12 protein-coding genes are annotated in these 12,084 nt (G+C 63.1%); 5 read left to right on the forward strand and 7 right to left on the reverse strand.

Translation table 11 applies throughout. The features are described 5' to 3' along the window. Positions 1–27 precede the first annotated feature (27 nt). Positions 28–1,065, forward strand: a complete 1,038-nt coding sequence (ribA, locus tag WYH_RS10265) for a GTP cyclohydrolase II (RefSeq protein ID WP_046903760.1) — start codon at positions 28–30, stop codon at positions 1,063–1,065. Further along, on the forward strand, positions 1,062–1,583 hold the full coding sequence (locus tag WYH_RS10270; protein WP_046903761.1) for a GNAT family N-acetyltransferase: 522 nt from the start codon (positions 1,062–1,064) through the stop codon (positions 1,581–1,583). Before ribA ends, WYH_RS10270 begins: the two co-directional genes overlap by 4 nt. Before the next feature lie 3 nt (positions 1,584–1,586). On the opposite strand, the gene WYH_RS10275 is transcribed toward WYH_RS10270, so the two are convergent. From WYH_RS10275 to recQ, 4 genes are all read right to left on the reverse strand, one after another. Next, positions 1,587–2,543 (reverse strand): hypothetical protein, encoded by a 957-nt coding sequence (locus WYH_RS10275; RefSeq protein WP_046905054.1) that lies wholly within the window; start codon positions 2,541–2,543, stop codon positions 1,587–1,589. Between the two features lie 113 nt (positions 2,544–2,656). After that, a complete protein-coding gene (locus WYH_RS10280; protein WP_046903762.1) occupies positions 2,657–2,863 on the reverse strand; it encodes a type II toxin-antitoxin system antitoxin in 207 nt (68 codons plus the stop codon). Between the two features lie 18 nt (positions 2,864–2,881). After that, positions 2,882–3,802 (reverse strand): SPFH domain-containing protein, encoded by a 921-nt coding sequence (locus WYH_RS10285; protein WP_046903763.1) that lies wholly within the window; start codon positions 3,800–3,802, stop codon positions 2,882–2,884. A gap of 83 nt (positions 3,803–3,885) precedes the next feature. After that, on the reverse strand, positions 3,886–5,670 hold the full coding sequence (recQ, locus tag WYH_RS10290; protein ID WP_046903764.1) for a DNA helicase RecQ: 1,785 nt from the start codon (positions 5,668–5,670) through the stop codon (positions 3,886–3,888). A gap of 145 nt (positions 5,671–5,815) precedes the next feature. Here recQ and WYH_RS10295 point away from each other — a divergent pair, with 145 nt between their 5' ends. Genes WYH_RS10295 through phhA form a run of 3 tightly spaced genes read left to right on the forward strand, consistent with a single transcriptional unit; the run spans position 5,816 to position 7,377 of the window. Further along, entirely contained in the window at positions 5,816–6,127 is a 312-nt protein-coding gene (locus WYH_RS10295) for a hypothetical protein (RefSeq protein ID WP_046903765.1), read from the forward strand. Continuing rightward, positions 6,127–6,387 (forward strand): hypothetical protein, encoded by a 261-nt coding sequence (locus WYH_RS10300; RefSeq protein ID WP_235979345.1) that lies wholly within the window; start codon positions 6,127–6,129, stop codon positions 6,385–6,387. The genes WYH_RS10295 and WYH_RS10300 overlap by 1 nt, the downstream gene beginning before the upstream one ends. Before the next feature lie 51 nt (positions 6,388–6,438). After that, on the forward strand, positions 6,439–7,377 hold the full coding sequence (gene phhA / locus WYH_RS10305; RefSeq protein ID WP_046903766.1) for a phenylalanine 4-monooxygenase: 939 nt from the start codon (positions 6,439–6,441) through the stop codon (positions 7,375–7,377). Positions 7,378–7,449: 72 nt separating this feature from the next. Here the strand turns inward: phhA and WYH_RS10310 are convergent, their stop codons facing one another. The 3 genes from WYH_RS10310 to WYH_RS10320 form a co-directional block, all read right to left on the reverse strand. Next, a complete protein-coding gene (locus tag WYH_RS10310) occupies positions 7,450–7,674 on the reverse strand; it encodes a hypothetical protein (RefSeq protein WP_046905056.1) in 225 nt (74 codons plus the stop codon). Between the two features lie 249 nt (positions 7,675–7,923). Beyond that, positions 7,924–10,041 (reverse strand): M13 family metallopeptidase, encoded by a 2,118-nt coding sequence (locus WYH_RS10315; protein ID WP_046903767.1) that lies wholly within the window; start codon positions 10,039–10,041, stop codon positions 7,924–7,926. A gap of 169 nt (positions 10,042–10,210) precedes the next feature. Beyond that, complete coding sequence (locus tag WYH_RS10320; RefSeq protein WP_082347947.1) at positions 10,211–12,001, reverse strand: ABC transporter transmembrane domain-containing protein; 1,791 nt, start codon at positions 11,999–12,001, stop codon at positions 10,211–10,213. Positions 12,002–12,084 lie beyond the last annotated feature (83 nt).

Below are 12,084 nucleotides of genomic sequence, written 5' to 3' on the forward strand. Positions count from 1 at the left end.
GCGCTCACCCCATCGCCATCGCGGCGCGTGGCGCAGGCCATCGATGGCTTGCGTCATGGCTGGCCGCTGGCGATCGACGGGGCGCCATTGCTGCTTCCCGCCGAAACCGCGATACGGCGGGAAGCGAGCACGGCGAGAATGCTGATTTCGGCAGCCCGCGCTGCGACTTTGCAACTTGCCAATCAGCGTGAAGCAGCCCGGCCCCATGCCCCTGTGCTGATCCGCGCGGCGGAGCAGCTGGACCTTGGGGCGGCCCAGGCCATCGCCGATCCTTCGCTGGATCTCGCCGCCCCGCTCAAAGGGCCGTTTCGGGCGGAACCCCTGCAATGGAACCGCGCCGCAACCGCCGCGCTGGAACTGGCCCGGCTGGCCGGCATATTGCCCGCCTTCCTGGTCGGAGCCGAACCGGCGGATGAACCCGTGGCAGTGGAACCGGGTGATCTGGAAACCTTTGCCGATACACAGGCGCTGACCATTGCGACCCGCGCACGCCTGCCCGTGGCGGCGTGCGAAGAGACGGAAATAGTCGCATTTCGCAGCGCCAATGATCTGCGTGAACATGTCGCGCTTGTCATCGGTACGCAGAATGCAGACCGGATTCCGCTGGTGCGGCTTCATTCCGAATGCCTGACAGGGGATATTCTCGGCAGTCTCAAATGCGATTGCGGGCCGCAGCTTGATACCGCCCTTTCAGCCATGGCAGTGGAAGTTGCGCAGGGCGGATGGGGGGTGCTGCTCTATCTGCGCCAGGAAGGGCGCGGGATCGGCCTGATCAACAAATTGCGCGCCTATCGCCTGCAGGATCAGGGGTTTGACACGCTGGAGGCCAATCGCCGACTGGGCCTGCCCGAGGAAGCACGGGATTTCCCGGTGGCCGCGCGCATGATGGATCTGCTCGGCCTGTGGTCGATCCGGTTGCTGACCAATAATCCGGCCAAGGTGGCCGCCTTGCAGCAATGCGGCATTACCGTGGCAGAGCGTGTGCCCCACCACCTGGCGCCAAACCCGCATAATGCGCGTTATCTGGCCACCAAACGCGACAAGTCAGGACATTTGTTCGAATGAGATGCTGCCTGGTCAGATCTGAACAGCCTGGCGACGAAGCGCCAATCGGGGCCTTGACGGAAGCGGCCTTCAGCGCATCCCGCCATGGCCATAATGGCGAGAAACAACTGGTGGAGCAGCTGCGCATATCCGGCGATCTCGCGCTGTCGCTGGTGGCCGTGAACATGGATCTGGCCATTATCGGGCATTGCGCCTTTTCTCCCGTGAGCTTCAGCGATGAAACGCCGGGCTGGTTCGCGCTGGGGCCGATATCGGTCATCCCCCTGCGGCAGCATTCCGGCATCGGGTCAAACCTGCTGGAAGAAGGGCTGGAAAGACTGCGCCAGATGGGCGCGCGCGGCTGCATCGTGGTTGGCGATCCGGAATTCTATGGCCGTTTCGGATTCGCGCATGATCCGGCGCTGACGCTGCCGATATTGCCCGATCAGGATCAGGAATATCTGCTGCGGCTGACGCTGGAAGGGCCCCCGCCAAAAGGAACGGTGCAGCTGGCCCCGGCCTTCTACGAACTCGGCTGACGCTCAGCGGCGTTCATAGGGTTTCAGCCCGCGCCCCAGCACATTGTCCCGAAGATCGAGCGTATCGCCCGACCAGTCGGCAACGAAAACCGTATTGCGGTCCACCCCGCTTGCCAGCCGTGCATCATTCGCGCCGATCGTCAGGCCGTTGCTGGAATGGGCCTTCCCTTCCGCCGCCACCGCGATGAAGGCGGAGTAGTTTTCCTTGTCGAGCCCCTGCACGAACCAGTTATTGGTGATCTGGCCATTGGCGCCGCCAGGCAGGTCGATCATGTAATTGGTCGCCCTGCCATGGGCATCGTCGAAACTGGAACCGGCAATTTCAACGCGCCCGGCACGCGATTTCACGTAATGGCCACCCCGCCCTTCCTCGAACCGGCTGCGCGTTATGCGCAACTGGCCGTAATCGCCGGTATAAATGGAATGGGCGCAGCCACCGGCCCCCTCGCACGTGCCGAGACGGGTAAAGCTGGACCGATCGATCACAATGGTGCCGTTCGGATCCTGCCCCGTGAGGATACCCTGCTGACTGTCGCGGAACCAGCTTTGCGCCACGGTGAGATCGCCCTGTTCCAGGCGAATGCCGGCGCCGTTGTAATCGGGCACACGCATGTTCTGGAATACCAGGCCGGACACTTCCGCCCCGCGCCCGCGCAGGACCAGCGCCGCTTTTCCTTCACAGGTCGCCCCGTCGAATATGGCGGCGCCCGGTTCGGCCGAAAGATAGGAAATATATCCCGCCCCCTGCACCGCGCATTCTGCATGGCGGCCCGGCGCGATCGCGATGGAACCGCGCGCATCACCAATAGCATCCACTGCCTGCTGCAGATGATCGAAACCCTGCCCCGTTTCCACCACCACATAAGGCGTTGCCCGGTCCTGCGCGCCGAGCGTGGCGGGCGCCATTGCAACCGCGCCGAACAGGGCGAAGGTCGAACGAACCAGGTTTTTGCGCGTCATGAGGGCAGAACTTTCCATGCCACCTGCCATAGAAGGAAGGGGTTAAAGTCCGGTCAAACACGTCGCAGGGGCGCACGGGCAGCCAAGGCGGGTTGGCAGCGGCCACCTTGCCATCATTCCTTTCCAGCCTTTGGCGGCCTGCCCCGCCGCGGCGCGCCGGCCGGTTCCACCTTCACGCCGCGCCGCGCCAGCGCCTCCCGCAACAGCACTTCCAGTTCCGCATTGACCGAGCGGAGCTCCTGCGCGGCAAGCCTTTCCACCGCCGCGTGGAGCCCCGGATCGACCCGCAGGGCGAAAGCCTTTTTCTTCGCTTGAGACATGGCCTGACCCGGTAGGGTTTACTGGTAGAGCGAACCGGTATTGACGATCGGGTTCACTTCCCGCTCCCCGCACAGCACGACCATGAGGTTGGAAACCATCGCTGCCCGCCTTTCGTCATCCAGCTCGATAATCTGGTCGCTGCTCAATTTGTCGAGCGCCATCTCCACCATGCTGACCGCGCCCATCACCAGCTTGGCCCGCGCAGCGATCACCGCCTCTGCCTGCTGCCGGCGAAGCATCGCCCCGGCAATTTCCGGTGCATAGGCCAGATGGGTCAGGCCCGCTTCATCCACCACGATCCCGGCAACGACCAGGCGTTCGTTCAGCTCGGCCTGCAACTCGCTGTTGATCACATCGGCACTGCCGCGCAGCGTTGTCTGATCATCCTCGCTCATATCGTCATAGGGATGGCGCGCGCCGACGGTGCGCAGGCCTGCCTCGATCTGGATGTCCACGAATTCGCGATAATCGTCGACGTCGAAACTGGCCTGCGCCGTATCGCGCACGCGCCACACGACATTGCAGGCGATCTCGATCGGATTGCCGCGCAGATCGTTGATCTTCACCCGTTCCGAATGAACATTATGCGCCCGCACGGAGATTTTCTTGCGCAGCATCCACGGCCAGATCCAGCGCAGCCCCTGTTTCCGGTCCGTGCCGCGATATTCGCCGAACAGGGTGATCACCGCGCCCTGGTTGGGCTGGATCATGTAGAAACCTAGCAGCACGAACAGGACCGCCAGGAACGAACCGATCAGCGTGCCGACAAAGGCCAGCTTTTCAAGCCTGTCCGCCTCGTAAGGCGGCAAGCCGGAAAACACCGTAAGCGCCCCGACCACGGCGATGGCCAGCACCACCACCAGCATGATGTAACCATTGAAAGTATGGGCCGCGCCTTCCCGGCTGCGGAACATCGCCCCTTCATTCCCCTGCGTCATTTCGGATCTCCCGTAATATAATTATGATATCATATTTATATCATAGGACAGGTTCCGGCAAGCAAAACCGGATTTTCAGCGCATCAGTGCTGACGGATCACGGCGAGGAAGGCCGCGCCATAGGCTTCGAGCTTGCGTGCCCCGACGCCGGCAATGGCGCCCATTTCGGCCAGCGTGGCCGGGCGGGCGGCGGCCATTTCACGCAAGGTCGCATCATGGAACACGACATAGGGGGGCACTTGCGCCTCTTCCGCCAGTTCGCGGCGCAGGGTGCGCAAGGCATCGAACAGCGGATCACCCACCGGGTTCGGCGCATCGTTACGGCCCCGGCGCGCCTTGCGGCCGGATGGCGGGCGGATGATGGCCAGCTCCGCCTCGCCCTTCAGAATGGCACGGGCATCTCCGCCCAGCCGCAATCCGCCATGTTCCGTCGCGACGAGGCTTCCCCTTGCCTGCAAGGCCCGGCTGACCGGCTGCAGCAGGCGCGCATCCTCTCCTTCGACGATGCCGAACACGCTCAGCCGGTCATGCCCGCGCTGACTGACGCGTTCGTCCGACGATCCGGTAAGCACTTTCTGCAGATGGCCGAAGCCATATGTCTGGCCCGTGCGATAGACGGCGCTCAGCAGTTTGCGCGCCAGTTCCGTCGCGTCGATCACGTCGGGCGGCTCCAGGCAATTATCGCAATTGCCGCAGCGTTCCGGCGGATTCTCCCCGAAATGGCGCAAGAGAACGGCGCGGCGGCACCCGGCTGTTTCGACCAGAGAGGCGAGCGCATCGAGCCGGGCGCGTTCCCCCTGCTGGCGCGCTTCGCCCACTTCCTCCAGCCTTTGCCGCGCCTGGGCGAAATCTCCGGCAGACCACAGCATCACCGCTTGCGCAGGGTCTCCATCGCGGCCCGCCCGGCCCGTTTCCTGGTAATAGGCCTCGATCGATTTCGGGATACCGGCATGGGCGACGAAACGGACATCGGGCTTGTCGATACCCATGCCGAAAGCGATGGTGGCCACGATCACCATGTCTTCACTGGCAACGAAGGCCGCCTGGTTGGCCGCCCGTTGTTCCGGCGGCAGACCGGCATGATAGGGCAGGACCGGCCTTTGCCCGGTGGCCGCCAGTTTTTCCGCCAGATCCTCCACCTTGCGGCGCGTCGGCGCATAGATAATGCCCGGCCCCGAATGTTCTGCCAGCAATTGCGCCAGTTGGCGGGTTCCGCTTTCGCGGTGGCGGATGGCGTATCGGATATTCGGCCGGTCGAATCCGGCGACGATCAGCCCCTCTTCCGGGATGCCGAGCTGGGCGAGGATGTCCGCCCTGGTATGCGCATCTGCCGTGGCCGTCAGCGCCAGGCGCGGCACATCGGGGAAGGCATCCATCAATGGCCGCAGCTGCCGATAATCGGGCCGGAAATCATGGCCCCATTCGGAAACGCAATGCGCTTCGTCCACGGCAAAGAGGGATAGTTTCGCGCTGCCCAGCAATTCCCGGAAATGCGGCTGGCTGGCGCGTTCCGGGGCGATATAGAGCAGGTCCAGTTCACCGGCCCGGAACGCCGCGATCGTTTCCATCCGGTTGTCGTCCACACTGGTCAGCGTGGCGGCGCGGATGCCATTGGCCCGGGCGGAACGCAGCTGGTCATGCATCAGCGCGATCAGGGGGGACACGACCACGCAGGTGCCTTCCAGCATGGTTGCCGGCAATTGGTAAGTCAGCGATTTGCCCGCGCCGGTGGGCATGACGGCCAGCGCGGATTGCCCGGCCAGCACACGGGCGATCACATCTTCCTGGACACCGCGGAAATGATCGAAGCCGAAGACGCGGCGCAATGCCGCCTGTGCATCCCCGTTCTGCTCCGCGACACTTGCCATGAACCGGCTGTGGCAGAAGCAGCGCGGCGCCGAAACCGGAACGGATGGAGTTTTTAGCGATTTTCTTGCCCGCGCCCCTCGTCTAGCGTCCGCGGCGCGAGACGGGGTTCACTGTCTCGCGCGGAATCTATGAAAGGTATCCACCATGAAGAAGTTTGCCCTGACCGCCTTCGCTTCGGCCGCAGCCCTGTCGCTCGCCGCATGCGGCAGCGCTGACGACGCCAGCGCCGACGCGGAAGCGGACACTGTCGAAATGCCGTCGGACGATGCCATGACCGACATTCCCGATCCGGTGGCCGATGAAGACATCGAAGATGCTGCCGACGAAGCGGCGGCCTCGGCAGAAGAAGCTGTCGATGCGATCGATGCCGCGGGCGATGCCGCTTCCGAAGCCGCAGCCGACGCAGAAGCCGCAGCAGAGCAGGCAACTCAGGCAGCCGAAGAAAACATGCAGTAATGGGCGGCAACCAGCCCATCCGGGCGGGCGGGGCAAAGGCCCTGCCCGCTTTCTGCACCGCATTTGCGCTGGCCCTGATGCTGGCCGCCTGCGGTGGAAGCGATACCGATCCCGGCCCGGGCGGCGTTACCGTGGGGGAAGCCCGCGCGCTGGATGAAGCGGCCCAGATGCTGGACGAACAAAGGCTGCCCCCAGGGGCTGTGGGCGAATCGGACGAAGCCACGCCTGCGCCAGAAGCCGCCGCCGAAGAGGCAGAATAAGGCCCGGTTTGTCCGGAACATCAGGCCATGGTATAAGTTTCACTTGTAACCATGGCTGCCACCATCGAACCGGAAAGTGATTTTTCCGCCCTGCCCGATCCGGGCGAGGGTGTGTTTACTGCGCCGCTCAAACGGCCGGCACATGTGGGCGAGGATTGGCTGGAGCCGGCCCAGACCGATTATTCCGCCGAAGACGACAAGATCTGGGATGAATTGTTCGCGCGGCAGATGGAAATTCTGCCCGGTCGTGCCTGCACCGCTTTCATGCAGGGGCTGGACAAGCTGGATCTGGGCCGGGGCGGCGTGCCCGATTTCGGCCGCCTGTCCGAAGAGCTCGGCAGGCAGACAGGGTGGAGCGTCGTGCCCGTGCCGATGCTGATCCCCGATCACGTATTCTTCTGGCATCTGGCCAATCGCCGTTTTCCGGCGGGCAATTTCATCCGCACCCGTGAAACATTCGATTACATTCAGGAACCGGATGTTTTCCACGACGTGTTCGGCCATGTGCCGATGCTGACGGACCCGGTCTTCGCCGATTACATGCAGGCCTATGGCCGGGCCGGGTGGAAGGCCATGCGGTATAACCGGCTCAAGGCGCTGGGCGCGCTCTACTGGTACACGGTGGAATTCGGCCTGATCAGGGAAGCGGACGGGCTGCGGATTTATGGTGCGGGCATATTGTCCGGCCCGCGCGAGGCGGTGTTTGCGCTGGAAGGCGAATCACCCAACCGGATCATGCTGGCCGTGGACCGGGTGATGCGGACCGATTACGTGATCGACGATCTGCAGCCGACCTATTTCGTGATCGAAAGCTTCGAAGATCTCTATCACCAGACGGTGGAACGCGATTTCGACCAGCTCTATCGCAATCTCGGGCCGGGCTTCACTTATGCCAATGCCGCCGTTCTGGACATCGACAATCTGCTGCACCGGGGCACGCAGGAATATCATCTGCGCGGTGGGCGCGGATCGGGGGCGGCGCCCGTCTGAACCGGCAAAAAAGAAAGGCCGGCCCCAGGGTATCCCCGGGACCGGCCTTTCCTAACCGTTTCAGCGAAAAGCTTATTCGGCCGCAGCTTCGGTTTCTTCAGCCGCCGGTTCTTCGGTGGCTTCTTCCGTCGCCACGTCGGCTTCTTCAGCCATCGGCTCTTCCATGGCCGGTTCTTCCATCATGGGCTCTTCCATGGCGGCTTCTTCGACCGGAGCGGCTTCTTCTTCCGCACCGCCGCAAGCGGCCAGACCCAGACCAAGAACGGTTGCCGAGGCGAACGCGATAAGCTTCTTCATTGGTACTTCCCCTTCGTGAATTTGGGGCGGTTTACTTGCAGTCCCACCCCGGTTGAACGCTCAAAAAAAGCGGCCCTACCCCCCCATCACCGCTGCTCGTGCAACGCAACAGGTGAAGTGTAAATAGCAGCAGAACCGAACTGGGCAAACAGATCAAGTGGCTCGTTACACCATTCGCCACATTTTCGGACGCTGCCGGACATGCCGGGCCGCAGCCAAGTCAAGCCACGCTGCCCGGCACATGGCAAATCACCAGATACGGACGCGATCTTCCGGCGCCAGATACAGATCGTCACCCGGTTCCACCTTGAACGCTTCGTACCAGGCATCCTGGTTGCGTACTGCGCCATTGGTGCGGAATTCTTCCGGGCTGTGCGGATCGGTCATCAGGCGCTGGCGGCCCGCCGCTTCGCGCTGTGCGGAACGCCATACCTGCGCCCATGCCAGGAAGAAGCGCTGATCGCCGGTCAGCCCGTCAATCACCGGGGCTTCCTTCCCGTCCAGCGACATGCGGTAAGCGCGATAGGCAAGGCTGAGCCCGCCATTGTCGCCGATATTTTCGCCCAGGGTGAAGCGGCCATTCACACAGGTATCGCCATTATCATAAGGGCAATAGGCATCATATTGTGCCGCCAGCTTGTCGCCCAGTTCGGTAAACTGCGCGAGATCGGCAGGCTGCCACCAATTGCGCAGCGTGCCCGTGGCATCGCTCTTGGCGCCCTGATCGTCGAAACCGTGGCCCATTTCGTGGCCGATCACCGCACCGATACCGCCGTAATTCACCGCCGGATCGGCGTCCGGGTTGAAGAAGGGCGGTTGCAGGATCGCGGCCGGGAACACGATTTCGTTGAAGACCGGGTTGTAATAGGCGTTCACCGTCTGCGGCAACATGCCCCATTCGCTGCGATCGACCGGCTGACCCAGCTTGGAGCGGTTGTCCTCGATGGCCCATTCGGTTGCGCGGATACGGTTGCCCAGCGCGTCCCCCGCCTTGATCTCCAGCCCGTCATAGGTTTCAAACTCGTCGGGATAGCCGATCTTGGGGTTGAACGAATCGAGCTTGGCGATGGCCTGCTCTTTCGTTTCCGGCGTCATCCAGTCGTTTTCTTCGATGCTGACGGCCAAGGCCTTGCGCAGGTTCTTCACCAGCGCATCCATCGCCGCCTTGCTCTCCGGCGGGAAATACCGCTCCACATACAGCGCGCCGAGCTGTTCACCCAGCTGGCTTTCGGCGGCGGCAATCGCGCGCTTCCAGCGCGGGCGCTGTTCTTCCTGCCCGTTCAGGAACTTGCCGTAGAATGCGAAATTCGCATCGTCGAATTCACTGGGCAGGACGGAAGCATGGGCGCTGAGGAATTGCGCGGCCATATAGGCTTTCAGCGTCGCCAGCGGGGTTGCGCTGACCAGCTTCATCATCGCTGGCGTCCCGCCGCCGATCCCTTCCAGGGTTTCACGCGACAGTTCCAGCTCGGCCGCTTCCTCCTCGCCGGGCGGAATCTGCGGGGCGAGGAACTGCCCCTGATCGGAAAAGCCCGCCGCATCCAGCAGAAGCGCGGTCGGGAATTCCGGAGCCAGCGCCAGGAGATCATCCCGGGTCAGCTTGTTATAGGTGATGTCCCGGTTGCGCAGGGCCGTGCGGTCCCATTCCAGCTGCGCCACCTTGTGTTCGAAGGCATAAACCGATTCCGCGGCGGCAGCCGGGTCCTGATACCCGGCCTTGCCCAGCAGGAACGTCAGATATTCCTTGTAGCGCTGACGGATTTCAAGGTTCCGCTCATTATCCACCAGGTAATAATCGCGATCGGGCAAGCCCATGCCGTCAAAGCCGATGCTGACAATATAGCTGTCGGGATCCTTGGAATCGACCGTGACCCCAGCAGAAATCAGCGAAGGCAGGCCCGCTTTGGGGAATATGCGGACCAGCGCGTTCAGATCCTGCGCCGCGAAGATTTCCGCCAGATAGGGCTGCGCCGGGGCAAGGCCCGCCGCGTCAATCGCATCCGTATCCAGATAGGACTGATAGGCATCGACGATACGGCGGCCCGCAGTGCCGGGCGCCGGGTCCTGCTTCACCAGATCGGACACCAGCGCCTCGACATCGGCAGTCGATTTCTCGCGCAATATGTTGAAGGCCCCGAACCGCGTGAATTCGGCAGGGATCGGATTTTCGCGAACCCATTTGCCATTGGCATAGGCGAAGAAATCGTCGCCCGGATCCACCTGCTGATCAATCTCGGCCGGGTCGAATCCCCAGGTGCCGAAATCCATGGTCGGGGTGGGAATGCGCTCCTCTTCCTGCGCATAAGCGGGAATGGCAATGGCAAGAGCGGCGGCGGAAACGCCTGCAGCAAGCATTTTGCGGATCATGCGGGAACCTTTCGTCGAGAATTCGCAGGCGCCCGAGGACCGGACGCAATTGGAAAGCGACCTGATAACAGCCCTTTGCCTCCGCCCGGAGCTGTTGGTCGGTTTCATTTGAGACTTTGTCGATTAACCGACAATGGCCGGCTGCCTCAAGCCCCCTTGTCGGAGCTGGTCAGGCGGCGGCGATATCGTCGAACTGCAAGGCCGCCAGCCTTGCATACAGTCCGCCATCGCCGATCAGCTGGGCATGATTGCCCTGTTCGACGATCCGCCCGCCTTCCATCACGATGATCCGATCCGCCGCCCGCACCGTGGCAAGCCGGTGGGCGATGACCAGCGTCGTGCGCCCTTGCATCAGCCGTTCCAGCGCCTGCTGCACCAGCCGTTCGCTTTCGGCATCGAGCGCGCTGGTCGCTTCATCCAGCAGCAGGATCGGCGCATCGCGCAGCAGGGCACGGGCAATCGCCACGCGCTGCCTTTGCCCGCCGGAAAGGCGCGCCCCGCCTTCGCCCAGGAAAGTGTCCAGCCCCTGCGGCAGGTCCGACAGGAAGCTTTCCGCATTGGCGGCGCGGGCGGCTTCCCAGATGGCTTCCTCGCTCGCATCCCATGCGCCGTAACGCAGATTGTCGCGCGCACTGGCGGCGAACAAAGTGCCTTCCTGCGGGACCAGCGCCATGCGGCGGCGGATATCGGCAGGATCCGCCTGCACCAGTGGCACACCATCCATGCGCACAGTGCCGACCTGCGGATCGTAGAACCGTTCCGCCAGCTGGAAGATGGTGGATTTGCCCGCGCCTGACGGGCCGACAATCGCCACCGTTTCCCCCGGTTCGATGGTCAGGCTGAAATCGGAAATGGCCGGCGTATCGGGGCGCGTGGGATAGCGGAAGGTCACGTTCTGGAAAGACAAGGCGCCGCGCGGCGGGGATGGCAGGGCCTGCGGACGTTCCGGCGCGGCGATGGCCGGCTTTTCCTGCAGCAATTCGCCCAGTCGGCTGGCGGAACCGGCGCCGCGCAGCAAATCGCCATACACTTCCGTCAGCGAGCCGAAGGCGCCTGCCACCAGCACGCCCGTCAGCACGAAAGCCGCGATAGTTCCGCCCGTCAGCGCGCCTTCGGACACCTGCACCGCACCGCGCCACATAACGGCGGTGATCGATCCGAAAATGCAGCAGATGGCCACGCCCGTCATGATTGCGCGGATCAGGATCCGGCGGCGCGCAGTGGTGAAGGCCTGCTCCACCGCATTGGCAAACCGGGCGCTCTCTCGCTGTTCCTGGTTGAAGCCCTGAACGATCTTCATCGCCCCCAGCACTTCGGTGACCTGTCCGCCGATATCGGCAATCCGGTCCTGCGTTTCGCGCGAGATTGCGCGCACGCGCCGCCCGAAAAAGATGATCGGCAGCAGCACCAGCGGAACGGCAACCACCATCAGCAGGGTCAGATGCGGCGCGAGATAGATCAGATAAGCCGTGCCGCCGATCGCCATGATCGCATTGCGCAGGGCCACCGAAACCGTGCTGCCCACCACATGTTCGATCTGCGCCGTATCCGCCGTCATGCGCGAGGATATTTCCTTGGGGCTGTTTTCCTCGAAAAATCCCGGTGACAGGCGCAGGAGGTTTGTCTGCACGGCCAGCCGGATATCGGCCACGACACGTTCGCCCAGAAGGGTCACGAAATAATACCGGCACGCCGTCCCCGCCGCGAGCACGACCACGATGATGAAAAGGTAACGGAACCAGCGCCCGATTTCGCCCGGATCGGATCCTTCGGCAAAACCGCGGTCGATAATCATGCGGAAACCGGCGGGAATGGCCAGAGTCGCGCCCGCCGTTACCACCAGCGCCAGCAGCGCCAGCGCCACAAGGGCGGGATAACGCCCGGCGGCGCGGATTATCATCGAAAGGGGGCCGAGATTTTCGGCCGGTTCGACATCTTGCTTGGAAGGGGTACGCGCCATCGCGCGCGGCGTTAGCGGATAAGCGGCGGGGATTGAAGTGCGCGAAGAGGCAACAATCTTTGCCGCATTGCAACATAACCCCT

Origin of the sequence: Croceibacterium atlanticum (assembly GCF_001008165.2) — a bacterium.
Lineage (GTDB): Bacteria > Pseudomonadota > Alphaproteobacteria > Sphingomonadales > Sphingomonadaceae > Croceibacterium_C > Croceibacterium_C atlanticum.

What these genes read in the sequence shown, in the direction of transcription:
- WYH_RS10280 (WP_046903762.1), bottom strand. Translation starts at nt 2,863, where the DNA reads ATGTCTCAAGCGAAGAAAAAGGCTTTCGCCCTGCGGGTCGATCCGGGG.
- WYH_RS10315 (WP_046903767.1), bottom strand. Translation starts at nt 10,041, where the DNA reads ATGATCCGCAAAATGCTTGCTGCAGGCGTTTCCGCCGCCGCTCTTGCC.
- recQ (WP_046903764.1), bottom strand. Translation starts at nt 5,670, where the DNA reads ATGGCAAGTGTCGCGGAGCAGAACGGGGATGCACAGGCGGCATTGCGC.
- WYH_RS10320 (WP_082347947.1), bottom strand. Translation starts at nt 12,001, where the DNA reads ATGGCGCGTACCCCTTCCAAGCAAGATGTCGAACCGGCCGAAAATCTC.
- WYH_RS10310 (WP_046905056.1), bottom strand. Translation starts at nt 7,674, where the DNA reads ATGAAGAAGCTTATCGCGTTCGCCTCGGCAACCGTTCTTGGTCTGGGT.
- WYH_RS10295 (WP_046903765.1), top strand. Translation starts at nt 5,816, where the DNA reads ATGAAGAAGTTTGCCCTGACCGCCTTCGCTTCGGCCGCAGCCCTGTCG.
- WYH_RS10270 (WP_046903761.1), top strand. Translation starts at nt 1,062, where the DNA reads ATGAGATGCTGCCTGGTCAGATCTGAACAGCCTGGCGACGAAGCGCCA.
- WYH_RS10285 (WP_046903763.1), bottom strand. Translation starts at nt 3,802, where the DNA reads ATGACGCAGGGGAATGAAGGGGCGATGTTCCGCAGCCGGGAAGGCGCG.
- phhA (WP_046903766.1), top strand. Translation starts at nt 6,439, where the DNA reads ATGGCTGCCACCATCGAACCGGAAAGTGATTTTTCCGCCCTGCCCGAT.
- WYH_RS10275 (WP_046905054.1), bottom strand. Translation starts at nt 2,543, where the DNA reads ATGACGCGCAAAAACCTGGTTCGTTCGACCTTCGCCCTGTTCGGCGCG.
- WYH_RS10300 (WP_235979345.1), top strand. Translation starts at nt 6,127, where the DNA reads ATGGGCGGCAACCAGCCCATCCGGGCGGGCGGGGCAAAGGCCCTGCCC.